Source organism: Ferdinandcohnia sp. Marseille-Q9671 (assembly GCF_976954385.1).
Genome location: NZ_CDRJTA010000002.1, coordinates 73,029 through 98,174, shown reverse-complemented (window position 1 = coordinate 98,174; position 25,146 = coordinate 73,029). Strand labels below are relative to the sequence as shown.

Genomic DNA, 25,146 nt, shown 5'->3' with positions numbered 1-25,146 from the left:
TTATCCCTCCAGATTCTCAATCCCGACTCCATTTTCCTTTAAAAATTGAAGTGAAGAGTCGATCTCACTTTGTTCTCCCATTAAATGAACAACTAAATTTCCAACAATACCATTTTTCAGTTCAATAATATTTGCTGTTAAAATGTTTGGTTTAATAGCAAACTTCTTACTCACTGTTGCTAATAGCGGCTGACCAGTGGACTCTCCTACAAATGTGAGTCGTGTAACTGCCCCAGACACCTTTAACTGTTTAATAAGAGAATCGGAAAGTTTTCGTTGTGCGATTGTATTTAAAAACTTCTTTGATGTTTCATGTTTTGGGTTTGTGAATAACTCAATTGCTGTATTTTGTTCAACAACTTTGCCATTCTCCATCACATATACATAGTCACATATTTTTTGAATCACATGCATTTCATGAGTAATCAATAATATTGTAATTCCAAGTTCTTTATTGATTTTTAAAAGTAATTCCAATATGGAGTCTGTTGTCTCAGGATCTAGAGCACTTGTTGCTTCATCACTTAACAACACTTCAGGCTCCTGTGATAGAGCTCTTGCAATGGCAACCCGCTGTTTCTGTCCGCCTGATAATTGACTCGGAAAGGAATTTGCTTTATCTGATAATCCAACAATCTCGAGGTATTTCTCAACTCGCTTAGCCACCTCTTCTTTCGGCACATCCTGCAATTTCAGTGGAATTGCAATGTTGTCATACACGGTTGCTGTTTTAAGCAGATTAAATCCTTGGAAGATCATCCCGATTTTTTTTCTAGTTTCACGAAGATTTTCTTTTGAAAAAGAAGTCGTTTCCTTACCGTTTATATACACTTTTCCACTAGTAGGTCTTTCAAGTAAATTCACACAACGAATTAGCGTACTTTTTCCGGCTCCACTATATCCAATTACACCATGTATGCCGCCCTTCTCTACATGAATGCTCACATTTTTCACGGCTTCAACTTTCCCTTTTTTCGATACAAATTCCTTTGATATGTTTTCTAATACAATCATGGTGTCACTTCCTCTCCTATAAGCTCTAAACCATATAGCATTGCGCCATATGGTTTAGAAATTTTCTTATCAAATCCTATTATTCATCCCAGCTAGGGATAACTGATCCCTTGTATTGCTCCTCGATAAATTTCTTAACCTCATCTGATTGGTACGCTTTTCTTAATTTTTCTAGTACCTTATCATCCTTATTTTCTTCACGTACGACTAGATAGTTTACATAAGGTGAATCCGTTGTTTCTAATGCAATTGAATCCTCTTTTGGATTTAATCCCGCGCCAAGTGCAAAGTTCGTGTTGATGGCGGCAGCGTCTAATTCACCTAATTGTTTCGGAATTTGCGCAGCATCTAACTCAATAAATTCGATTTCTTTTGGATTCTCTTCCAAATCATAAATCGTTGCATTTTCCTTTACATCTTCTTTAACTTTGATTAATCCAGCACTTTCAAAAACGAATAATGCTCTTGATCCATTTGTTGGGTCATTTGGAAGTCCAACCTTTGCACCTTTTGGTAGGTCTTCTAGGCTTTCGTATTTATCTGAGTACACACCCATTGGATTTAATATTGTTTTTCCAACTGTAACTAATTTAGTACCGTGATCCGCATTGAATTTTTCTAAGAATGGTAAATGCTGATAGCTATTTACATCTAAATTTCCTTCATCTAACGCAGTGTTAGGCATTACATAATCAGAGAACACCTTTAATTCAAGCTCTAGGCCATCCTTTGCAGCAACTTCTGCTACCTTCTCCACGATTTCTTCATGTGGTCCAGCAGTAACTCCAATAAGTAGTTTCTTGCTATCTAATTCACTTGAAGCCTCTTCTCCCCCACACGCTGCTAATACACCAACCAATAGTAACAATGATAAAAAGATTGCAATTTTTTTCATTTTGTTTTCCCCCTAGTTTGTTTGTAAGTTGATTTGAAATTCTTATCAGATAAACAAAAAGCCCCTCTTTCAAAAGAAAGAGAGGCATGTGAGCATACGAAAATGTTCGTCCCCCCTTATCTTTCAAAACACAAATGTTTTGCTGGAATTAGCACCTTTTCATGTCGATACATGAACGGTTGCCGAGCTTCATCGGGCCAGTCCCTCCGCTACTCTTGATAAGAGAATTTCAAATATGAAGTTTTTTAACTTTATAGTTTTTAAATTTACAGGATAATGTTATGATTGTCAATAATTTTTGAAACATTTTAATTGTTACACTATTATTTTATTAGAATAATAGTACGAGCACAAAAAAAGGAGATTAAGATCTAATGAATGGGAATGTGAGAGCAAATTACGCAGTAGGAAATACAGGCAAAACGGTAACTGCTAGATTATTACCAGGTACAGATTTACTAACCGGAATCGAGGAACTTTGTAAGAAGACAGACATAACATACGCTTCAATTGTTACTTGTTTTGGCAGCTTTCGAAAAGCAGGATATTTCTATTTAGTTCCAAAGCCCGAGAGCAAGGCTGGTGCTGGATATGGAGAATTAACTACTATAGAAGGACCCGTCGAGTTTCTAAATGGTACTGGGATTGTATGTATGCGAGATGGGATTTACGAGACACATTTGCATGGTACATTTTGTGATAAGGAAGGAAAGGTATATGGTGGACATATGGTCAAAGGGGAAAATCCGGTCATCACTGTTGACCTCATCTTGTCTGAGATAGTAGATGTTGACCTTTACCGTAGATTTGATGATGAAACAGGCGCAAACCAATTCTATCCTGTAGGAAAAGGAGAAACAAAACCTTTTCAGTTATAAGTAAACATATAAATATATTCCTATAATATCTTGTTTTTTTCGAGATAAAAAATAGTTTTTAAGACTCTTTATAGCTTGAAATTTTTCGGAAAATTTGATATTATACAGAAAATAAAAAGGCTATATGTAACTGGCGAACGCGGATAACCGCGAGGGAGCATATAGTATCGGAGCCGTTCGCCTGGGCAGAGGTAAGGGATTATTCCTTACCTCTTTCTGTTTATTGTAAGGCGACGCTATTCCTAACTTTAGCAGATCCAGACTTTCAAAATTTCATATAATGTCAGCATTTTTACTAAAATCTATTATCAAAAGTGAGGTAGACAAAATGAGCACACTCATTGAGAACAAGGTAAAAACGATTAAAACATTAAATAATATTGCAGAAAGTGGGCTAAAGGTATTCAATAAGGATTATTTTGAAGTGAATGATCAGAGCGAGAATCCGGATGCCATTGTTGTACGTAGTTTTAATATGCATGAGTATGAATTTGGCAGTAACTTGAAGGCGATCTCTCGTGCTGGTGTAGGTGTGAATAATATTCCAGTTGATACATGTACCGAAAAAGGTATTGTTGTTTTTAATACGCCTGGAGCTAATGCAAATGCAGTAAAAGAAATGGTGCTTACAGCTTTAATGGGTACATCTCGCAATGTCTTTGCGGGTATTGCTTGGACAAAAACGCTTGAAAATGAAGGTGACCAAATACCTAAGCTTGTTGAAAAGGGAAAAAAGCAATTTGTAGGAAAAGAAATCAAAGGGAAAACACTAGGTGTTATAGGGTTAGGTGCGATTGGCGCTCTTGTTGCAAATGATGCACTCAACTTAGATATGGATGTCATTGGCTTTGATCCGTTCATCTCTGTTGATACAGCATGGAACTTATCACGCAATGTGCAGCGTGCAATGACCCTTGAACAGCTTTATGCAGAATCTGACTATATTACGGTACATGTTCCGTTAACAAATGATACAAAGGGCATGTTTAATAAAGACACCTTTAGCATCATGAAGCCAGGTGTTCATATTATCAACTTCTCACGCGGTGAGCTTGTGAATGAAATTGATATGGCAGTTGCACTTGAAGATGGGATTGTTGGGAAGTATATGACTGATTTCCCAAATGAAAATGTATTAAAAATGAAAAATACTATCTGCACACCTCATCTAGGTGCATCAACAAATGAGTCTGAGGAAAATTGTGCAATCATGGCTTCTCGTCAAGTCAAGGATTACTTAGAAACAGGTAATATTAAAAACTCTGTAAACTTTCCAAACGCATCTCTACCCTATACAGGAAAGACACGTGTAACAGCCTTTCATAAAAATGTTCCGAATATGGTGGGCCAAATCACATCTGCAATTTCAAGCTTTCAGCTAAATATTGCAGACATGGTTAACAGAAGTCGTGGTGAATTTGCCTATACAATGATTGACATTGATAATGAAGTAAACGGTGAAATTGTTCCTGGGTTAGTCGAAAAAATCAACAACATTGAAGGAATCGTAACAACTCGTATTATCTAAGAACGAAGAAATAGAAGAAGCAAGGGTCTCCCCCTGCTTCTTTTTAAATGTCAATCGAGTTATGATACCCGTTCTCGCAACCTTACCTGTACATGTTTTGATTCTTTCCTTTTCTTTGCTAATCTTACATAGAAATTATTGGACAAAAGTGAAAGGATAATTAGAACCGTTCCTACAAGGTCAAACAATGTTACAGAATACCCTTGAAAAATAGAAATGGCTAGAGTTGTAACAGGTACAAAGTTAATGAACAAAAGTGCATTTATTGGAGATAAAATGCTCACACCAACATTCCACCCAAGCAACGCAATGAGACCAGGAAAAAGAATCATAAACCATAAATGCGGGCTTACCGCAATGATTGCCTCTTCAGATGGGACAGAAATATAGCCAAATAATGTTGCTACAATAACAATAACGATAGCTGTAATCGTTCCAAGTAAACAACTTAACGTTGAATAACGTAAAGCGGACCAGCCACTAAACACACTACCACCCATCGTATAAATCACCCAGCCAATAACAGCAATCAATATGAGGAGAGAGGGAATAATATGCCCCGTTGCTCCCAGAAACGACTTAACATCTCCTTTTGTAATAACCAACATCGCACCGACAAATGAAATAATTACACATAGGAATGTGAAAAAATGCGGACGTTTTTTAAACGCCAGCCACACAATCACAATTGATATCATCGGCATTAATGATTCCATAATGGACGCAACCATCACTCCAGGTTCACCTAATAAATCCTCTCCCCAGAAAATAAATAGGTTATAAACAGTAAATGCCATAGTACCAAAGAACCATAGTAAGAGGCCTTTACCTTCAAAACGAAATGCCCCCTTCCCCTCTTTCCATAAAAGGATTGCTACTAACATAACCGTAACTGTTCCATATCGAATAATTGTAAAATAAAAGGGATCTATAAATTTGAATGCAGCATGTGCTACAGGAAACATTGCTCCCCAAGAAACTGCAGCAACAAAGCACAAAATTGCACCAAACAACATATTGTTTTTCATATCTCTTTTGCCTCCTTACCTAAACTGACATATTCATTATCTACTTAACTTGATATCTCGTAAAATGAATAATTATAATGTTACCCATCATTTTTTGTGATACCATATAGTTGTCACTATAAGTAAAGGAGCATGATCGTGGAATTTAAAGATTTAGAGATTTTTCAAATGGTGGTTGAAAAAGGAACAATCACGGAAGCTGCAAAAGAGTTAAGGTATGTTCAATCGAATATCACCTCAAGAATTCACAAGCTTGAAACTGAATTGAATACTCCTTTATTTAATCGACATCGACGCGGCATGAGCTTGACTCCTGAGGGAAAAAAGTTATTAACATATAGTAAAAAGATTCTACTGTTAACAGATGAAATGAAAAAAGCAATAAAAGACAACACCGAACCGTCTGGAAAATTAGAAATTGGCACAGTCGAAACCGTGATTCAATTACCTACCATTTTATCTACCTTTATAAAAAAATATAAAAATGTGGATTTGTCGGTAACCACTGGCGTTACAGAAACATTAGAAGCAGAGGTATTAAATCATAGGTTAGATGGAGCGTTTGTAAGTGAGGCAAACTTCCATCCTGATCTCGTATCACATGAAGTATTCCAGGAAGAGCTTGTACTAATTTCTGATAGGCGTACCTGTTCACTTGAGGATCTGATTGAGGAACCAGTTTTATGTTTTAGTAAAGGGTGTGGGTACCGAGCTCGTCTTGAATCGTGGTTTAAAGATCAACATATTACCCCACAAAGAGTGATGGAATTTGGAACCTTAGAAACGATTTTACGTAGTGTTGCCGTCGGGCTTGGCATTACGTTTGTTCCTAAGTCAGCGGTCAGCCATATGGAACAAAGTGGACTTATCCAATGTCACCCTCTTCCTGAGAAATACAGCAAACTCAAAACCGTTTTTATTAGAAGAACCGATACCTACTTAACGTCAACCATTGAAAAATTTATTGAATCGATTCAATAAAAAGAAGCAAGGATTAAAACCCTTGCTTCACTCTTTGTAATAAACTAGCTATCTTACCATTCATGCAATGCTTCCCCCATGCATAGAAAACATATAGAAATCTTCTTCATCTGTTAGTGTCCAGCCATCAAAAAAAGAACTAGCATGAAACACGTCTAAAAAGAGATTGTCACATTGTACAATAAGAAGTGGACATTGTTCTAACAGCTGTACATCTTCTATCGTTTTTCCAATCAGCAACTCTTTGATTGCTTTCCATTCCCTCTGATTGGACTGGATATCTGTTTCCCCCAACAAAATCTCATTAGCATCGCGAACTCGCCATGGACTTTCGATAATAAGCGCGCCTTTTTCGAACTCTATAATAAAATTTGGATTTGATTCAACAGCCGTCACTTTCTGCCCAATAAATTCGGTAAAGGTAACCTTACTTATCTTGGTATGCCAAAGTTTTCGTGCATGATACCTAATCATTTCTTTGATATCTTCTATCGCATACTCATTCCTATTATCTCCGTACTGGAAGTCATCAATGGCATCACTGACTTCTTGCCATTTCATCTGCTCCTCAAACAAGCTATGTTCGATTGTACAATCATAAATCTCCTTCACAAGCAATATAGGATCTTCAACGGAGATCAACAATAGAGAATGGAGGTGTTTCAGATGATAAGCTACACATTCTTCTTTCGATGGCTCTTCTCTTTGTAATACCGTCATCACATCAGCAAACATATCTTCGATTTCAAATATATTTTGATTTTCAACCAAGACCATACCCGCTAATTTTTGAATCTCCCTCACGTCCATATACAAATGACGAGTAGCCCACTCTACATAATCTGAGGCTTGGACATTGCTTGTATATTTTTTATAATACAATTCTAATAGTTCCATAGGAACCACACTCCGTTTTAGATGTAATCGTTCATTTCTCTACTATTCTAAGTCCGTTACATAATTTTCTCCCCATGTCTTTTATTCCTAATCTAGTTTGTAAACCTTCTGGAAATAAGCAAGTGATTTCATCAATGATTTCAACAGAAAGCTCTTCTTGATTCGTATAACCTGATATTTCTTCTCCTATCATGGCAAAGTCAAATGGGGAGTCACCAAAGATTATTTCAGCCAACTCAGTATATCGTTCATTAATTGTTTGTAACCATGGATTTAATTCTTTTGTAAGTGGGTATCGGAATGGATATTTCTTTTCAAAACTAGCTCTTGGTATTCCAATATCTATCCAATCTGACTCACCATTTACTCTTATGATGCTAAGCATACAAGGCAATTCACTTTGTTCTGAGACTGATATAGTTCCGTAAAATGCAGAGTCTTCAATAGTTACTGGTAGAGTCATAGTTTTCTTATAATAATCTTTCTTTTCTCTCCATAATCCGTTGATGAATCCACACGTACACAATGCGTTCATAGCTTTGTTCAGTCTTTCATCATTACCAACCGGATGATATTCTAATGATAGTTCGTAGTAGCCGCCAAACCATAATTCTGGGTTATTATAGAAAGCATGTTTCACTTTTATTCCCCCATCCAATAGAAAACGAGCTTACTTTAGACTAAGCTCGTATGTAAGTACTTCATATATATACTGTCTCAAAGAGATTAGACCCTTAGCGATCCACGGAATCCTCTTGCACCATAGTAAGAGTCCGCACCGTTGTGGTACAAAAACACATGTCCAAACCGCCGATCACAAAACAGTGCACCTCCAAGCTCTCTAATTTCAGAGGGTGTTTGTACCCAACTCGACGTTTTCATATCGAAATTATCAAGTTGTTGCAACGCTCGATATTGTTCTTCCGTTAATAGCTCGATGCCCATGTCAGTTGCCATATCAATCGCAGTATTTTCTGGTTTATTTTTTTTCCTTGACTCAAGTGCTTCACGGTCATAACAAACACTTCTGCGACCCTTAGGACTTTCAATCGAACAATCATAAAAGACGTATTCATCCTTCTCTTTATCATACCCCACTACATCCGGTTCACCTTCCGTTCTTTCCATTTCACTGAGTGACCATAATTTTTCAGGATTAGCCTCCAGCTTTTCTTGAACTTTATTCCACTCTAGTCCCTTATGGCGGTGCATGTTCTTCTCAAAACGGGATTTCAATACATTTATAAATTTTTCACGTACTTCTAGTGTTAACTCCTTATTGGTCTCACTCATTGTCATGTAAATACCCCCTTATTAGTGTTGTTCCTAACGGCTTACACATAAGTAAATTTAAAATAGATACTTTACTAGCATAATAATACCCACTACTATTCATTCTTACCTAATATCCAAAAAAAGCATCCTTTTTAATATTCCGTTTTGGTATATTTTTAGCTTGTAAATGACTCGAAACTGAATCAACCATTGACTTCGGTCCTGCAATAAAGTATTTTCCATCGTTCTTATATAAGTTGATAGATTTATCTATCTCCTGTTGTAAGTCATCCCTAGAATCAAGGTACGTTACTTGTATTGAAGCAGAGTTAGCAATATTATCAAGTTCGTCTTTAAATATGTATGATTTACTACTATCCATGTAGAGTAGATGGATTGGCTTTTCGATGCCATTTCCCTCCATCTCTAATTCCTTTGCTATCGATCGAAATGGTGTAATCCCAATTCCACCTGCAATTAGGATCGCAGGACTGTTATCTTTTACATAAAATGATCCTACAGGTCCAGCCATGCTTACTTTCATGCCTTGATTTAATTCTAACATTGCTTTTTTAAACTCACTCGGATTATCATTAATCTTCATCGTGATTTTAACAATATTCTCTTTGGGTGAAGATACCAAAGTGAATGGTCGCGTTGCATTTTTTATTTTCTTATGTGTAATAGAAAACAAACCATGTTGCCCTGCTTTCCAGGTCATATCATTCTCTTTTTCAAAAAGAAAGGTGTATACATCTTCTGCTTCTTTTAATCTTTCTAGGAATACTAACTCCTTCTTTTTGAATATTGATAACATATCTTGAAAAAAACTCATCTTGAAAACTCCTTTACCCTCATAAGACCTTACAAGATCTATAAGGGCTATCTATTTAATCTACTTTCGCCATAATGTTGTACAGTCTGCCTTGTCCTCAATATTAAACTCAATCATTTTCTCAAGTAGGGAGTACTCAACCGGAGTATTCCAAGGGATACGGATAATCTCCTTTGTGTGGTCATAACCAGCTTTCACAATATCATCCTCTACATGAGTAATCGTCACACTTTCTGGAGCGACGGCTAAATGTTTTTTCGATACGCTAAAACCAATAATATATGTTCCATGATCCGTAAACATCGGTTGATTCCATTTGATTTCTGGTTTTAGTTTTGGATATTTATTTTTCACCCAAGCGAGCACCTCTTCCGTTCTTTCTCGGTGGAAGGGGTCGTCAATCCCCGCTACAAACTCAGCAAAATCTTTCATGTTGTTCCCTCCTCATGTAACTTTATAGGATTTATAATCCTTTACATAAATTCTTAAGGCACACTAAAATACAAACCATGATAATAAAACAGGTTCAAAATAAAGTTGTACCACTTAATACCCTACTAAAAGCTTTACATGTCCCCTAACATTTTCTTAAGTTCTTCAATCTTATACGCCCAACCAAATTTTGCACCATTGAACGCTTGATTTACTTCGTTGAATCCAGTTTGTTCAAGATGTAAGTAGGTTGTTTCGCCCTCTTGCTTTAGTGTCCAAGTAACTACAGTTTCTACCGGACCACCAACCCATGTGTAAGATAGTTTATTAGGCTCGTCCACTACTAAAACTTCACTATCAACAGTTAGATTTATAGCCTCATTCCAAAACTGGCATTTGTACCCAACAATTGGCTTAAAATTATTTTCCATTACCCATTGTGCTAGCGTATCTGAATTTGTTAAAGCACCCCATACCTTATCGATGGGACTTTTAAATTGAAAGTCCAATAATAAATCTGCCATTTCCTATTCCTCCAATATATTCTTTAGTAACAACGCTCTTTCATTCCAAAACTCCTCGTAGAAGGATAGCCAATCTTTGACCTCCTGTAAGGGAGCCGGATTTAGTTTATACCTTGTTTCTCTACCTAATTTCCGGTTAGTTACTAAATCAGCCTCTTTAAGAATCGCCAAATGTTTAGAAACTGCTGTACGCCCCATTTGAAATTGAGAAGTTAATTCGTGAAGTGGTAATTCTTCTGCACTTGCCAACAAACGTATGATTTTACGTCTAGTTGGATCAGCAATTGCAACAAATACATCACGTTCTTGGATAGTAGTGTTCATAATCCTCCCACCTTTTTTAAATCGGACACTAACTGGTGTCATTTATTATATGACACCAATTAGTGTCCAGTCAATTAAATTTTATATTTATTCGCATACTTAACTCAAATTACTTTTACTTATTCTTCCCATTTTCCAAATAAGGACCCGTATGACATTAGTGAACTTATGAATATATTGGAATGAATTTTGCCATTCCATCAATTTTGAAAAAAAAAAACGAAGGCATGCCAGAAAAGCAACGGCAATACCTTCGAGTTGCAAAGTAATTTTTACATTACTCTTTTTATAGAGCCATTTATTTTGGCAAAGAGATATCCATCAAAACTAAAGTCTATCCTGTTTTTACCAGAAAGACTTTTTTTAGTTCCTTTTAATAGTGACCTAAATTCTCCCATGTTTGAAGCAACCAATCTTTAAAGACAAGCTCTTCTTCAAATTGAGGATAATGTGCAGATTTTTCAAAGACGATAAAATCCTTAAAAGGAGCCTTTATGCTATCAAAATACTGCTTTGCTGCATTTGTAGATGTCATATAATCATATTTTCCCATAACTATATAAAGAGGGATATCTATGCTACTAACGATTGTTGTTATATCATTCTCCTTTTCTTCTGTAAGTAATATATCCTGTGTGGCCGAAATCCCTTTTATATAACGAATTACATCTAATGGATTATACTCCGGGTTCATTAAAAACCCTAAAAAATAGTCCATATTATCATTAATTAACCTTGACGCCCCTCCATACTTCCGAACCATATCTCTAGGGGTAGATGCTTCCCCTTTTTTAACCGAGTTTTCAAGAAGTTTGAGTTTATTTACATCCTTTTGATTCCCAGCTTGTTGTGCTTCACTAATTGTATAGGTGAGGCTATCTACTTCACTTGTAATATAATTGGAAACTTGACCAATTCCGATATAAGCAGCAAATTTTTCAGGAGCTTTATCTGCAGCCTTCATTCCTATATATGTACCGTAAGAATGACCAACTAATAGAACCTTTTCTTTAGAAAATTCATTTTTCACATAGTCTGTTAAAGCCAATAGGTCCTCAACATGCTGATCTGAGGAAATAGTAGAATAATCCTCAAAGAACTGATATGATTTTCCGCTTCCTCTCTGGTCATAATGAACAATAGTAAAATGTTCTTCTAGTAAATCTTGATACTTTCTAACATAAGGAATTTCAGAACTCCCTGGTCCACCATGTACGAAAATGACAATTGGGTTATCTCTATCCACACCTCTAATCATTACTTCAAGTTCTGTTCCGTTTATTTCTATGCTCTCTAATATAGCAATGCTGTTTTCCCCGTTTATCTTTGGTGTCCAGGTAGGATGAAAAAGAATAAAAAGCATGATTGTAATGAAAAATATTATTATCTTACTTTTGCTTTTCATTTAGAAACTCCTTATCTACTTATTTCCTAAACGTGTCTACTATTTCTAGTATCATACTGTTTCAATACAAAGGAGGAACAATTCCATTAAACCTCTCGCCATAAAAAAAATACCTTACCTAATAGCTCAGTAAGGAATTCAACAAAAACGGCCATATTCCTTCTAAGAACATGCAACCTGTAATGCAAAAACTTTTTAAACAACTAATTTTGTATAGGTAAAAAAATTCCTTTAAGGTTACCCTTAAAGGAATTTAATCTATAACTTCTCATTTTACTTTATTCAACAGTCACACTCTTCGCCAAATTACGTGGCTTATCTACGTCACAGTCACGGTGAAGTGCTGCATAGTATGAAATAAGTTGTAATGGGATGACTGAGATCAGTGGTGTTAACATTTCGTTAACAGCTGGAATCACATAACGGTCTTCATTTGTTTCTAAGCCCTTCATTGAAATAATACATGGGTGTGCACCACGTGCCGCAACCTCTTTTATATTTCCACGAATGCTTAGGTTAACACGCTCTTGAGTGGCAAGAGCAATAACCGGTGTTCCATCTTCAATTAAGGCAATTGTTCCGTGCTTTAATTCTCCTCCAGCAAATCCTTCTGCCTGGATGTAGGAGATTTCTTTTAACTTTAGGGCACCTTCTAAACCAACAAAGAAATCCATTGCACGACCGATAAAGAAAGCATTGCGAGTTGTTGTTAGATACTCCCAAGCGATAGCTTCCATTACTTCTTTGTCACCGCACAGAACCTCCATGCTGTTTGCAATGATACCTAGCTCTTTTACTAGATCCATACAAACTTTTATTCCCTTAGATTCTGCTGTTACATACGCAAGAATGGCAAGAACCGCTAATTGTGCTGTATACGCTTTTGTTGATGCAACTGCAATTTCCGGACCTGCATGTAATAGCAATGTGAAATCAGCTTCACGAGAAAGTGTTGATCCCGGCACATTTGTAATCGTAATAGATTTATGTCCCATTTCTTTTACATGTACCAATACAGCACGGCTGTCTGCTGTTTCACCACTTTGTGAAATGAAGATGAACAATGGTTTCTTGGATAACAACGGCATGTTGTAAGAAAATTCACTTGAAATATGAACCTCAACAGGAATCTCTGCCATTTTTTCAATGAACTGCTTCCCAACAAGACCAGCATGATAACTCGTTCCAGCAGCAATGATATAAATACGGTCTGCTTCTTTCATCGCTTCTACAATACAAGGATCAATGGATAATTGGCCATTATCATTTTGATACTCCTGAACGATTTTTCTCATTACTAAAGGCTGTTCATCAATTTCTTTTAACATATAATGTGGGTAAGTTCCCTTTTCAATGTCGCTCGCATCTAGTTCTGCTGTATAAGGATCGCGGTTGATTGTTTCTCCCGCTAAACTTTTAATTGTAATAGACTCTTTTGTCACGATTACAATCTCTTTATCCATTAGTTCTATATATTGATCTGTTACTTGTAACATTGCCATTGCATCACTTGCTACAACATTGAAGTTATCTCCGAGTCCTACAAGTAATGGGCTTTTGTTTTTAGCAACATAAATCGTTTCGTTGTTTTGTTGATCTAGTAAGGCAATCGCATATGAACCTTTTAGTAGGCTTAATGTTTTACGGAATGCTGCTTCTACTTCAGTTCCTTCGAGAACGAATTTCTCTAGGATTTGAACAATTACTTCAGTATCTGTATCACTAATTAGCTCAACATTTTGTAGATGCTCTTCCTTCAATTGTGCATAGTTTTCAATTACCCCATTATGGACAAGGGTGAATCGTCCAGTTGATGCTTGATGTGGGTGTGCATTTACTCTACTTGGTACTCCATGTGTTGCCCAACGAGTGTGTCCTATACCAGCTGTTGCAAACACATTGTTATCGACAACCTCACGTAAAGTTGCAATACGACCTTTCTCTTTAAAGACGTGAACACCTTCATCATTCATTACTGCAATTCCAGCAGAGTCATAACCACGATACTCTAGCTTTTCGAGTCCCTTTAACAAAATCTCCTTAGAGTCTTGCTGTCCAATAAATCCTACAATTCCGCACATAATAAGTGTCCTCCCTAAAAAAGGGAGCAAGAAAGCACGGGGCTCTTCTTGCCCCTATTTTTCAGTATTTTATTTTTTATATCAATCAGATCCTTTCGTTTGTGCAGAGAGTTACCCCTCTGTTTTACATAAAAGGACTTACGGCCGTGATTGATTGGCAACCGGGAGGCATCCGCCGAAATTTCGATAAACCTCCACCTCGTCAACTAAATCCGTAACAGTAGGTTTGCTACTGCCATGTTTTCCGTACATAGATTTAGTTCTGGCGCTTTTGGATGAAACTGTTAGTCTAACAACCCTCCTTCAATCAATTTGAAAAGAACAAAAACAATCATACAACAGAAACTCTACTATCGTCAATCATTACATGGTAAAAACTTTCCATGTATACTAAAAAATATGCATACTTGGACTGAATTGTGCCAGGTATGCATATTTTTAATAAAATTGTATTATTCTAATCCCATTTCTCGTTCAACAACTGTAACGATACGGTCAACAAATTCTTTACATTGCTCTTCAGATGGCGCTTCTGCCATTACCCTTACTAATGGTTCTGTACCAGAAGGACGTACCAAGATACGGCCGTTTCCATTCATTTCAGCTTCAACTTGATCGATAACCTCTTTAATCACAGGATTTTCAGCAACCTTATACTTATCAGTTACCTTTACATTCACCAATAGCTGTGGATATTTTGTCATTTCATTAGCAAGCTGTGATAATGGTTTCTTCGTTATTTTCATGATATTCACTAATTGAAGACCTGTTAATAACCCATCCCCAGTCGTGTTGTAATCAAGGAAAATAATATGACCTGATTGTTCTCCACCTAGGTTGTAACCACTATTTTTCATCTCTTCCACGACATAGCGGTCACCAACTGCTGTTTGAACACTCTCAATGCCGTTTTCTTCTACCGCTTTATAAAAACCTAAATTACTCATAACCGTCGATACTACTGTTTGATGCTTCAATCTACCTTGTTCTTTCATATACTTAGCACATATGTACATGATTTGGTCACCGTCAACCACATCGCCATTTTCGTCAATAGCAATAAGGCGATCTCCGTCCCCATCAAACGCAAGCCCAACATCTGCACCTTTTTCCTTCAAGAATGCAGCAAGAGCCTCAGGGTGTGTAGACCCAACACCATCATTAATATTTAAACCATTTGGTGAAGTTCCCATTGTTGAAATATCAGCATCTAGGTCAGCAAATAAATGCGTAGCTAGGGAAGATGTTGCACCATGTGCACAATCCAACGCCACATGAATACCAGTAAAGTCTTCATCAACCGTTTGTTTTAAGAATTGCAGATACTTTTGACCACCTTCAAAATAGTCATTTACTTGACCTAAATCGGCACCCACTGGGCGTGGAAGTTGATCCTCAGGTAAATCCAATAAATCCTCTATTTCTTTTTCCTGCGCATCAGATAGCTTAAAGCCATCTGGACCGAAAAACTTAATCCCGTTATCTTGTACGGGGTTATGTGAAGCGGAAATCATGACACCAGCTTCAGCACCTAGTGCCTTTGTTAAAAAGGCAACACCTGGTGTTGAGATAACACCCAAACGCATTACCTCTGCACCAATTGACAATAGACCAGCTACAAGTGCACCTTCTAGCATATGTCCTGAGATACGAGTATCACGACCAATAATTACCTTAGGACGTTCTTTATCCTTTGTTAATACATAACCACCAAATCTTCCAACCTTAAATGCAAGTTCCGGAGTTAGTTCACTATTTGCAACACCACGTACACCATCTGTACCAAAATATTTTCCCATTTCGAATAATCTCTCCTTTTGCAAATACATCAATTACCTTCATTTTCGGTAATTCGTACTTTTGCCTTTTCTTGAGGTAATGTCCAAGTTATATTTTCTGGTCCATTCACTTTTATATCTACGTCATGTTCGCCAATCCCTAGATTCGTAACATCAATATACACATCAAGATTTGTAGGACTTGTCCCTTCTATAACACTAGGAGCACCACTTACATCCACTGAAAGTATCCCTGCTTCTGGATTTAAAAAAGCAAGTGAGTAGTTTGGTCCCAGCCCTTGACTTCTTATTGATAAATCAGGGAAGGTTTCCGATATTTGCTCTTCAACATCAACTGTAACTTCAATAGTTGCAGGGGATACTTGACTGACCCCTTTTGGTATCGGAACCTTCACTTCCAAAGTTGAATCCTCTTTTATTTTACCAAGATCGATTTCACCTTCAATGGAATCGATGGCATCAATGACATCCTTAGGTCCATATATTGTAACCTGACTTGGTTTAGGAATTACGTTAAATAAGCTTAATCCTTCTGCAAGCTCTCCTGTTTGCTTAAGCGTAAATGAAACCGATTTATGTGGGCTTGTAATCGGAACAGTTATTTCAACGACATTCGGTTCGACTGTCACTGATAATACGTTTTGATTCTTATCATAAACAGCTACCCTTGATTCTTGCGTAAATGTTTCTGTTACCCCTTTAAGGTCAACAACAGCCTTAACCAACGCAATTCTTTCAATATCCTCCAATGCCCCAGTAATCTTAATGACTCTAGGTTCTATAACAGGTTGTTCTACGGTGTATCCTTCTTCTACTTGGTCCCGGTTAACAAAGTCAACCTCAACTGGGAATTCTTTTGTTACCTTTTCTTGAATGACGACTGTAATTTCAGCAGGATCAATTTTCACCTTGATTTTTTCAGAAATATTTCGATACTGTAGTTTTACCTTATGAGTACCAACTGATAACTGTGTAAGATCTGCATACACTTCAATTTCCTTTTGGAGCCCTTCCCTTTTTGTAACACCTGAAGGACCTTCTATCGTTACATTTACAAATTGGGGTACTCCTGATACTACCAGATTTTGATCGTCATAGTATGTATTTACCGGAATCTCTGTTAAAGTTTCTGTGTAATTTGAAAATAACGGTATACCAGAAGGACTTTGAGAAGCTGGTTGATTTTCAAAGCTGACAGAAGCAAACAACAGCAACGCAATCATCAATGCGATACTACGTGTAACCCACCGATTATCGATAAATTTATCCATTTTTCTTCCCCCTCCATTGCCATAATGAATGAGAGGTAATTCGTTCAGTCGTTGTTAGTTCTTGTTTTAATAGCTCTCGAAATGCATCCTGCTTTAAGTCTCGATGCAACTCTCCGTTTTTCGTTAGTGATACACTTCCTGTTTCCTCTGAAACTATGATGGTAATACTATCTGTTACCTCACTTATTCCCAGAGCTGCCCTGTGACGCGTTCCCAATTCCTTTGAAATAAATGGACTCTCTGACAATGGTAAATAACAAGCTGCAGCAGCCACCTGGTTCTTTTGGATGATTACTGCTCCATCATGAAGAGGTGTATTTGGAATAAAGATGTTTATGAGTAACTCTGAAGATATCGATGCATGTAATGGGATTCCTGTTTCGATATAATCTCCCATCCCTGTTTCTCGTTCAATTGAAATGAGTGCACCTATTCGTCGTTTTGCCATATAGTCGGTTGCCTTCGTAATGGCTTCCACTAATTTCACCTGTTGATCATCTTCATCATTACTACTTCTAGAAAAAATCTTTCCGCGACCAAGCTGTTCAAGTGCTCTTCTTAATTCAGGCTGGAAGATGACAATAATCGCCAAAAATCCCCAATCCATTACTTGATCGACTAACCAAAACAGAGTATGTAGCTCTAATAGACTGCTCAACAATCGAATAAAGACAATTACGATGATGCCCTTTAATAGTTGAACAGCCTTTGTACCACGGATCAGTGTTAGTAATTTATATATTACATACCAGACAAGGAGAACATCTAAAAAAATGCCGAGGTAACCTAACAATGGGAGTTCATTAAATGACATTCTCACACTTCCTCTATGAAATAATCCAAAAACACATACTTATAGCTATAATATTATATCATATATCTTTCCTGTACCGATTACAAATTCATAGACGGAAAAGCTTGATTTGAAGGTGGAAAAAGGCCACCCTTTACGATGGCCTATTCTTCTTTATCAAAAATGTGTATTGCATCTATTCCTATCTTCTTTATATGGTACCAAAGCCACTCGAACATTTGATTTACTTCCTTAATGTCACCTGTGACATTTCCGGCAGATGCCATATAGTTTTCACCATTGATTACTGTGACATTCCCCTCAACTTCACCCTCAATAACAATCTTACCGTTTTTAACGATTACATCTCCTTTAACTGTTTCACCTTCAGGTACTATGACTGTATTATTTTCAACAATTAAATTCGGTTGCTTCGAAACAGAAAATTGCTCATTCTCATTCCAGACTGAGAAAAGACTCCCTGCCATTAACAAGAGAAAAAGTGAGGCAGCTGTTAGCATTGGATGCTCTCTGAACCATCGTCTCGTACTTACCGTTCTTTTTTCCTTCGGTAAATTTTGCATAACTTTTAATGTAAAATCAGCAGGTGCAGAAATATGAGAAGTACTTTGTACTAACGCAATAGATTTCTTTAACTCATGAAAATGCTGATTACAAGTATGACAAGTATGCAAATGCTCACGAAGTATCTTCTCTTCCTCTTCAGAAATATCTTCATCAAGGTATTTGTGAATTAGTTCAACCATGTAGTTTTCTGAACAGTTCATTTTTCTCACCCCTATACATGTCGAAGCTGATTTCTTAATGCTTCTCGGCCTCTATGAATTCTTGTTTTTACCGTACCAACTGGTAGATCAAGAATCTCGCCAATTTCTTTTAGTGAAAACTCCTCGATGTATTTCAATACAATCACAGAACGGTATTTCTCCGGGAGCTTTAATATTTCTGCTTGAATTAATTCCTGTAGCTCCAAAGTCTCCAGCTCGTCCTCAGGTAACGTGACATCTGCGGCAACCTGTGAGTACATGGTTAGTCCATCCGACCCGGCAATTTCAGCATCAAGATAATAATCCGGTTTTTTCTTTCGTATGCGATCAATCGACAGATTAGTTGCAATACGATATAGCCATGTGGAGAATTTCTTGTTCATATCATAGCTATGAATATTCACATATGCCCTAATAAAGGCTTCTTGTGCAATATCCTCGGCCTCGTGTCGATTTCCTAGCATACGATAGCTTAGCTGAAATACCTTATCCTTGTAAAATTCCACTATCTCCGCAAATGCACTTTGATCTCCATTTTTTATTTGCCTTATTCTGTTTTTAATGATTGTCTCCATTTTATACCTCCGCTCTACTCGCGGGTAACATTATTTACGATTCAATTTGATAAAGGTTTCATTTTCTTCATAAATTTAATTTTAACAAATTTTGGCTAACAATGTGGGAGGAATTTAAAACATTTTTGGAGAGTAGATAAAAAAGACAGTACCTCAAAGTATGAGATACTGTTTCTTCTTATTATAAAAGCTTTTCACCAAATAAAGATCCCATTAAAGCAACTGCTACTGAAGCTGTTTTATTTTTATCATCTAGGATAGGATTAACTTCCACAAATTCAGCAGATGTAATTAGTTTTGATTCTTCTAGCATTTCCATAGCTAGATGACTCTCGCGGTAACTAATACCACCTAATACTGGAGTACCTACCCCAGGTGCATCATGTGGGTCAAGACCGTCTAAATCTAATGATAAATGCACGCCATCTGTTCTTTCTTTCAAGTATGCAATCGTTTCTTCCATCACCTTTGTCATACCTAAACGATCAATTTCATGCATAGTATAAACCTTAATGCCTAACTGTTTAATTAACTCTTTTTCACCATCATCAAGTGCTCTTGCTCCGATAAGTACAATATTCTCTGGTCTAACTTTCGGACTATATCCTGAGATATGTGTTAATGCTTTATGACCGAGCCCTAAGCTTGCTGCAAGGGGCATACCGTGTATATTTCCAGTTGGAGAAGTATCCGCTGTATTTAAATCCCCATGTGCATCGTACCAAATAACACCTAGGTTCTGGTAGTGCTTCGCAATCCCGGATAAGGAGCCGATTGCAATACTATGGTCCCCACCTAACACAAGAGGAAATCTTCCATTTTGTAAAACCTTGTCTACTGTTGCTGCAAGTTTTTCACTAGCCTCAGAGACCTTCTTTAGGTTTTTTAAATTTTCATCATTTGCAATTTCTTCACGGGTGGGTCGGGTAATTTCAATGTCTCCTAAATCATCTATATCATATTCAAGTCGTTCTAATCGTTCAACAACACCTGCATAACGGATGGCACTCGGCCCCATATCTACTCCTCTACGCATTTGACCCAGATCCATTGGAACACCTATTATAGAAATATCTTTTTTCATCGATTATGTACCTCCTTCTCCCATATACATCTATTGTACCTACTTTTAATAGAATGACTCAACTCGACAAAAACATGTATATATATACGTAATGAGGCTAGTAAAAACGAGTAAAATACCTTTTCTATGCAAAAAAAAATAAACCTACTTGGTTTATTAAGTAAAACGTAATAGAATTGGTGGAGCCTAGCGGGATCGAACCGCTGACCTCCTGCGTGCAAGGCAGGCGCTCTCCCAGCTGAGCTAAGGCCCCATATAGAAAGGAAGTAGCTAGTGGAGCGGAGACGGGATTTGAACCCGCGACCCCCACCTTGGCAAGGTGGTGTTCTACCACTGAACTACTTCCGCATGAGATGAGCCATGAAGGACTCGAACCTTCGACCCTCTGATTAAAAGTCAGATGCTCTACCAACTGAGCTAATGGCTCGTGCAAAGTAATAGGAAAAATTGGCTGGGCTAGCAGGATTCGAACCTACGAATGACGGAGTCAAAGTCCGTTGCCTTACCACTTGGCTATAGCCCATTGAATAAACTTCATGTAAAACATTGTCGAATACTATGTATTCTTATTAAATACTTACTTTTAAAAGATGATCAGATATAGACTTAAATGACTACTCTCTTATCATGTGTAATTTAAAAGAAATTATAAGCATTATTTTCTTCATTTATCATCTTCTGACATAAAAATAGCTCACTCTATCCTTTTCAACAATTCTAAAGGGAGAATATAGCATTTTTACTTTGAAAATGGTGGAGGGGGACGGATTCGAACCGCCGAACCCGGAGGGAGCGGATTTACAGTCCGCCGCGTTTAGCCACTTCGCTACCCCTCCACTATTAAGTTAGAAATGGTGCCGGCGATAGGAGTCGAACCCACGACCTACTGATTACAAGTCAGTTGCTCTACCAACTGAGCTACACCGGCAATTATTCTTATTTTTAAATGGTGGAGGATGACGGGATCGAACCGCCGACCCCCTGCTTGTAAGGCAGGTGCTCTCCCAGCTGAGCTAATCCTCCAACACATGTAATGTGAATCCAATATGACACATTGTCACAATTATGGCATAAAATGGTGACCCGTACGGGATTCGAACCCGTGTTACCGCCGTGAAAGGGCGGTGTCTTAACCGCTTGACCAACGGGCCATTCTAAATTTTCCATCTACTAAGCTTCCAAGCGGGCTCGAACCGCTGACCTCTTCCTTACCATGGAAGTGCTCTACCAGCTGAGCTATGGAAGCAAAAAAGTTGGCTCCGCAGGTAGGACTCGAACCTACGACCGATCGGTTAACAGCCGATAGCTCTACCACTGAGCTACTGCGGAATAAAGGCCTAGCGACGTCCTACTCTCACAGGGACAAAGTCCCAACTACCATCGGCGCTGAGAAGCTTAACTTCCGTGTTCGGTATGGGAACGGGTGTGACCTCTTCGCCATCGTCACTAGACTATTAGAAGGATTCATTCCCTCAAAACTAGATAACTAAAACATTCATGAAGTTTTTTTATGTCCAGTTTCGGCTCCTAGCCTCTCGAGGTCGCTTCACTTCTTCTGTCAAAGTCTACGACTTTTCCGACAGAAGTTCCAGCGCTTGTCGAGGCTGTACAGTCGCCTACACTTAGGCCCACAGGAAGTGGGTCATGCAGACGTTGCCACAGGATGTGGCGTACTTAGTCTGCGAACCTTAATTGGTTAAGTCCTCGATCGATTAGTATCAGTCAGCTACACATGTCACCATGCTTACACCTCTGACCTATCAACCTCGTCATCTTCGAGGGATCTTACTAGTTTAACACTATGGGAAATCTCATCTTGAGGGGGGCTTCATGCTTAGATGCTTTCAGCACTTATCCCTTCCACACATAGCTACCCAGCGATGCCCTTGGCAGAACAACTGGTACACCAGCGGTGTGTCCATCCCGGTCCTCTCGTACTAAGGACAGCTCCTCTCAAATTTCCTACGCCCACGACGGATAGGGACCGAACTGTCTCACGACGTTCTGAACCCAGCTCGCGTACCGCTTTAATGGGCGAACAGCCCAACCCTTGGGACCGACTACAGCCCCAGGATGCGATGAGCCGACATCGAGGTGCCAAACCTCCCCGTCGATGTGGACTCTTGGGGGAGATAAGCCTGTTATCCCCGGGGTAGCTTTTATCCGTTGAGCGATGGCCCTTCCATGCGGAACCACCGGATCACTAAGCCCGACTTTCGTCCCTGCTCGACTTGTAGGTCTCGCAGTCAAGCTCCCTTGTGCCTTTACACTCTACGAATGATTTCCAACCATTCTGAGGGAACCTTTGGGCGCCTCCGTTACTTTTTAGGAGGCGACCGCCCCAGTCAAACTGCCCACCTGACACTGTCTCCAAGGCCGATAAGGCCTTCGGGTTAGAATTTCAATACAGCCAGGGTAGTATCCCACCGACGCCTCCACCGAAGCTAGCGCTCCGGCTTCCAAGGCTCCTACCTATCCTGTACAAGCTGTACCAAAATTCAATATCAGGCTGCAGTAAAGCTCCACGGGGTCTTTCCGTCCTGTCGCGGGTAACCTGCATCTTCACAGGTACTATAATTTCACCGAGTCTCTCGTTGAGACAGTGCCCAGATCGTTACACCTTTCGTGCGGGTCAGAACTTACCTGACAAGGAATTTCGCTACCTTAGGACCGTTATAGTTACGGCCGCCGTTTACTGGGGCTTCGATTCAGAGCTTCGCTTAGAGCTAACCCCTCCTCTTAACCTTCCAGCACCGGGCAGGTGTCAGCCCCTATACTTCGCCTTGCGGCTTCGCAGAGACCTGTGTTTTTGCTAAACAGTCGCCTGGGCCTATTCACTGCGGCTTTTCAGGGCTATTCACCCTAAAAAGCACCCCTTCTCCCGAAGTTACGGGGTCATTTTGCCGAGTTCCTTAACGAGAGTTCTCTCGATCACCTTAGGATTCTCTCCTCGCCTACCTGTGTCGGTTTGCGGTACGGGCACCATTTACCTCGCTAGAAGCTTTTCTTGGCAGTGTGGAATCAGGAACTTCGGTACTATATTTCCCTCGCCATCACAGCTCAACCTTCGCGGTAAGCGGATTTGCCTACTTACCAGTCTAACTGCTTGGACGCGCATATCCAACAGCGCGCTTACCCTATCCTCCTGCGTCCCTCCATCGCTCAAACGGTAAAGAGGTGGTACAGGAATATCAACCTGTTGTCCATCGCCTACGCCTTTCGGCCTCGGCTTAGGTCCCGACTAACCCTGAGCGGACGAGCCTTCCTCAGGAAACCTTAGGCATTCGGTGGAGGGGATTCTCACCCCTCTTTCGCTACTCATACCGGCATTCTCACTTCTAAGCGCTCCACCAGTCCTTCCGGTCTGACTTCGCTGCACTTAGAACGCTCTCCTACCATTGTTCGTAAGAACAATCCACAGCTTCGGTGATACGTTTAGCCCCGGTACATTTTCGGCGCAGAGTCACTCGACCAGTGAGCTATTACGCACTCTTTAAATGGTGGCTGCTTCTAAGCCAACATCCTGGTTGTCTAAGCAACTCCACATCCTTTTCCACTTAACGTATACTTTGGGACCTTAGCTGGTGGTCTGGGCTGTTTCCCTCTTGACTACGGATCTTATCACTCGCAGTCTGACTCCCGAGAATCAAGTCTTTGGCATTCGGAGTTTGACTGAATTCGGTAACCCGATGAGGGCCCCTAGTCCAATCAGTGCTCTACCTCCAAGACTCTATACTCGAGGCTAGCCCTAAAGCTATTTCGGAGAGAACCAGCTATCTCCAAGTTCGATTGGAATTTCTCCGCTACCCACACCTCATCCCCGCACTTTTCAACGTGCGTGGGTTCGGGCCTCCATTCAGTGTTACCTGAACTTCACCCTGGACATGGGTAGATCACCTGGTTTCGGGTCTACGACCACGTACTATTTCGCCCTATTCAGACTCGCTTTCGCTGCGGCTCCGTCTCTTCAACTTAACCTTGCACGGGATCGTAACTCGCCGGTTCATTCTACAAAAGGCACGCCATCACACATAAATGTGCTTTGACTACTTGTAGGCACACGGTTTCAGGTTCTATTTCACTCCCCTTCCGGGGTGCTTTTCACCTTTCCCTCACGGTACTGGTTCACTATCGGTCACTAGGGAGTATTTAGCCTTGGGAGATGGTCCTCCCAGCTTCCGACGGGATTTCTCGTGTCCCGCCGTACTCAGGATCCACTCAAGAGAGAACGAAGTTTCGACTACAGGGTTGTTACCTTCTCTGACGGACCTTTCCAGGTCGCTTCGTCTACTTCGCTCTTTTGTAACTCCGTATAGAGTGTCCTACAACCCCAAGAGGCAAGCCTCTTGGTTTGGGCTATCTTCCGTTTCGCTCGCCGCTACTCAGGAAATCGCGTTTGCTTTCTCTTCCTCCGGGTACTAAGATGTTTCAGTTCCCCGGGTCTACCTTCTCATACCCTATGAATTCAGGTATGGATACTACCCCATTACGGGCAGTGGGTTTCCCCATTCGGAAATCTTCGGATCAATGCTTACTTACAGCTCCCCGAAGCATATCGGTGTTAGTACCGTCCTTCATCGGCTCCTAGTGCCAAGGCATCCACCGTGCGCCCTTCATAACTTAACCTATTCGGCTTTGATAAGCGTCGAATCTCTTTGTCACCGCTGTCGTCATCATCCTCACGTACCCTAAAGTACGCTCCGGTGATTCCTCCATCGGTTCCTCGACCTTCTCGCTTC

Annotated in this window: 21 protein-coding genes, 10 tRNA genes, 2 rRNA genes and 2 riboswitches; of the genes, 3 read left to right on the top strand and 30 right to left on the bottom strand. The window is 39.4% G+C overall.

Annotated elements, in window-relative coordinates:
* Complete coding sequence (locus ACWNMY_RS12155) at positions 1–1,014, bottom strand: methionine ABC transporter ATP-binding protein (RefSeq protein WP_449538542.1); 1,014 nt, start codon at positions 1,012–1,014, stop codon at positions 1–3.
* A gap of 79 nt (positions 1,015–1,093) precedes the next feature.
* On the bottom strand, positions 1,094–1,909 hold the full coding sequence (locus tag ACWNMY_RS12150) for a MetQ/NlpA family ABC transporter substrate-binding protein (RefSeq protein WP_449538541.1): 816 nt from the start codon (positions 1,907–1,909) through the stop codon (positions 1,094–1,096).
* Positions 1,910–2,022: 113 nt separating this feature from the next.
* Positions 2,023–2,134: riboswitch (SAM riboswitch) on the bottom strand.
* A 149-nt stretch (positions 2,135–2,283) separates the two neighbouring features.
* Here ACWNMY_RS12150 and ACWNMY_RS12145 point away from each other — a divergent pair.
* Positions 2,284–2,787 (top strand): PPC domain-containing DNA-binding protein, encoded by a 504-nt coding sequence (locus ACWNMY_RS12145; RefSeq protein WP_449538540.1) that lies wholly within the window; start codon positions 2,284–2,286, stop codon positions 2,785–2,787.
* A gap of 116 nt (positions 2,788–2,903) precedes the next feature.
* A riboswitch (ZMP/ZTP riboswitch) is annotated at positions 2,904–2,981 on the top strand.
* 134 nt (positions 2,982–3,115) lie between these two features.
* On the top strand, positions 3,116–4,315 hold the full coding sequence (locus ACWNMY_RS12140; RefSeq protein WP_449538539.1) for a phosphoglycerate dehydrogenase: 1,200 nt from the start codon (positions 3,116–3,118) through the stop codon (positions 4,313–4,315).
* A gap of 59 nt (positions 4,316–4,374) precedes the next feature.
* Here the strand turns inward: ACWNMY_RS12140 and ACWNMY_RS12135 are convergent, their stop codons facing one another.
* Positions 4,375–5,343 carry a DMT family transporter gene (locus tag ACWNMY_RS12135; RefSeq protein ID WP_449538538.1) on the bottom strand — a complete coding sequence of 323 codons (969 nt, stop codon included), beginning with the start codon at positions 5,341–5,343 and terminating at the stop codon, positions 4,375–4,377.
* Positions 5,344–5,481: 138 nt separating this feature from the next.
* On the opposite strand from ACWNMY_RS12135, the gene ACWNMY_RS12130 reads away from it, so the two are divergent.
* Positions 5,482–6,324 (top strand): LysR family transcriptional regulator, encoded by an 843-nt coding sequence (locus ACWNMY_RS12130; RefSeq protein WP_449538537.1) that lies wholly within the window; start codon positions 5,482–5,484, stop codon positions 6,322–6,324.
* Between the two features lie 60 nt (positions 6,325–6,384).
* Here ACWNMY_RS12130 and ACWNMY_RS12125 read toward each other — a convergent pair whose 3' ends face one another.
* The 27 genes from ACWNMY_RS12125 to ACWNMY_RS11995 all read right to left on the bottom strand — a co-directional run bounded on the left by ACWNMY_RS12125 (position 6,385) and on the right by ACWNMY_RS11995 (position 25,033).
* Positions 6,385–7,221, bottom strand: a complete 837-nt coding sequence (locus ACWNMY_RS12125; protein ID WP_449538536.1) for a hypothetical protein — start codon at positions 7,219–7,221, stop codon at positions 6,385–6,387.
* A 31-nt stretch (positions 7,222–7,252) separates the two neighbouring features.
* On the bottom strand, positions 7,253–7,861 hold the full coding sequence (locus ACWNMY_RS12120; RefSeq protein WP_449538535.1) for a hypothetical protein: 609 nt from the start codon (positions 7,859–7,861) through the stop codon (positions 7,253–7,255).
* Between the two features lie 86 nt (positions 7,862–7,947).
* Complete coding sequence (locus ACWNMY_RS12115) at positions 7,948–8,514, bottom strand: DUF4256 domain-containing protein (RefSeq protein ID WP_449538629.1); 567 nt, start codon at positions 8,512–8,514, stop codon at positions 7,948–7,950.
* A gap of 109 nt (positions 8,515–8,623) precedes the next feature.
* Entirely contained in the window at positions 8,624–9,331 is a 708-nt protein-coding gene (locus ACWNMY_RS12110) for an FAD-dependent oxidoreductase (RefSeq protein WP_449538534.1), read from the bottom strand.
* Positions 9,332–9,391: 60 nt separating this feature from the next.
* Positions 9,392–9,763 (bottom strand): iron chaperone, encoded by a 372-nt coding sequence (locus ACWNMY_RS12105; RefSeq protein ID WP_449538533.1) that lies wholly within the window; start codon positions 9,761–9,763, stop codon positions 9,392–9,394.
* Between the two features lie 134 nt (positions 9,764–9,897).
* A complete protein-coding gene (locus ACWNMY_RS12100) occupies positions 9,898–10,287 on the bottom strand; it encodes an SRPBCC family protein (RefSeq protein ID WP_449538532.1) in 390 nt (129 codons plus the stop codon).
* 3 nt (positions 10,288–10,290) lie between these two features.
* On the bottom strand, positions 10,291–10,611 hold the full coding sequence (locus ACWNMY_RS12095; RefSeq protein ID WP_449538531.1) for an ArsR/SmtB family transcription factor: 321 nt from the start codon (positions 10,609–10,611) through the stop codon (positions 10,291–10,293).
* 373 nt (positions 10,612–10,984) lie between these two features.
* Positions 10,985–12,016, bottom strand: coding sequence for an alpha/beta fold hydrolase (locus ACWNMY_RS12090; RefSeq protein ID WP_449538530.1), 1,032 nt, complete (start codon positions 12,014–12,016; stop codon positions 10,985–10,987).
* 278 nt (positions 12,017–12,294) lie between these two features.
* On the bottom strand, positions 12,295–14,097 hold the full coding sequence (glmS, locus tag ACWNMY_RS12085) for a glutamine--fructose-6-phosphate transaminase (isomerizing) (RefSeq protein WP_449538529.1): 1,803 nt from the start codon (positions 14,095–14,097) through the stop codon (positions 12,295–12,297).
* Between the two features lie 452 nt (positions 14,098–14,549).
* Positions 14,550–15,896: a phosphoglucosamine mutase gene (glmM, locus tag ACWNMY_RS12080; protein ID WP_449538528.1), complete on the bottom strand. Its 1,347-nt coding sequence runs from the start codon at positions 15,894–15,896 to the stop codon at positions 14,550–14,552.
* Positions 15,897–15,925: 29 nt separating this feature from the next.
* A complete protein-coding gene (locus ACWNMY_RS12075; protein WP_449538527.1) occupies positions 15,926–17,167 on the bottom strand; it encodes a CdaR family protein in 1,242 nt (413 codons plus the stop codon).
* Entirely contained in the window at positions 17,160–17,981 is an 822-nt protein-coding gene (gene cdaA, locus ACWNMY_RS12070; protein WP_449538526.1) for a diadenylate cyclase CdaA, read from the bottom strand. The genes ACWNMY_RS12075 and cdaA overlap by 8 nt, the downstream gene beginning before the upstream one ends.
* Before the next feature lie 143 nt (positions 17,982–18,124).
* Positions 18,125–18,748 (bottom strand): zf-HC2 domain-containing protein, encoded by a 624-nt coding sequence (locus tag ACWNMY_RS12065; RefSeq protein ID WP_449538525.1) that lies wholly within the window; start codon positions 18,746–18,748, stop codon positions 18,125–18,127.
* Between the two features lie 11 nt (positions 18,749–18,759).
* Positions 18,760–19,323, bottom strand: coding sequence for an RNA polymerase sigma factor SigW (sigW, locus tag ACWNMY_RS12060; protein WP_449538524.1), 564 nt, complete (start codon positions 19,321–19,323; stop codon positions 18,760–18,762).
* A 181-nt stretch (positions 19,324–19,504) separates the two neighbouring features.
* A complete protein-coding gene (gene rocF / locus ACWNMY_RS12055) occupies positions 19,505–20,407 on the bottom strand; it encodes an arginase (protein ID WP_449538523.1) in 903 nt (300 codons plus the stop codon).
* Between the two features lie 177 nt (positions 20,408–20,584).
* A tRNA-Ala gene (locus ACWNMY_RS12050) sits at positions 20,585–20,660 on the bottom strand.
* Between the two features lie 21 nt (positions 20,661–20,681).
* A tRNA-Gly gene (locus ACWNMY_RS12045) sits at positions 20,682–20,755 on the bottom strand.
* Between the two features lie 6 nt (positions 20,756–20,761).
* Positions 20,762–20,834: transfer RNA gene (locus ACWNMY_RS12040), tRNA-Lys, on the bottom strand.
* Between the two features lie 21 nt (positions 20,835–20,855).
* Positions 20,856–20,930: transfer RNA gene (locus tag ACWNMY_RS12035), tRNA-Gln, on the bottom strand.
* 228 nt (positions 20,931–21,158) lie between these two features.
* Positions 21,159–21,243, bottom strand: a tRNA-Tyr gene (locus ACWNMY_RS12030).
* A gap of 16 nt (positions 21,244–21,259) precedes the next feature.
* Positions 21,260–21,335 (bottom strand) — tRNA-Thr (locus ACWNMY_RS12025).
* A 19-nt stretch (positions 21,336–21,354) separates the two neighbouring features.
* A tRNA-Val gene (locus tag ACWNMY_RS12020) sits at positions 21,355–21,430 on the bottom strand.
* A 53-nt stretch (positions 21,431–21,483) separates the two neighbouring features.
* Positions 21,484–21,558 (bottom strand) — tRNA-Glu (locus ACWNMY_RS12015).
* Between the two features lie 22 nt (positions 21,559–21,580).
* A tRNA-Thr gene (locus ACWNMY_RS12010) sits at positions 21,581–21,653 on the bottom strand.
* A gap of 8 nt (positions 21,654–21,661) precedes the next feature.
* Positions 21,662–21,736: transfer RNA gene (locus ACWNMY_RS12005), tRNA-Asn, on the bottom strand.
* Positions 21,737–21,742: 6 nt separating this feature from the next.
* Positions 21,743–21,858, bottom strand: a 5S ribosomal RNA gene (gene rrf / locus ACWNMY_RS12000).
* A 241-nt stretch (positions 21,859–22,099) separates the two neighbouring features.
* Positions 22,100–25,033, bottom strand: a 23S ribosomal RNA gene (locus ACWNMY_RS11995).
* Between the last annotated feature and the right edge of the window lie 113 nt (positions 25,034–25,146).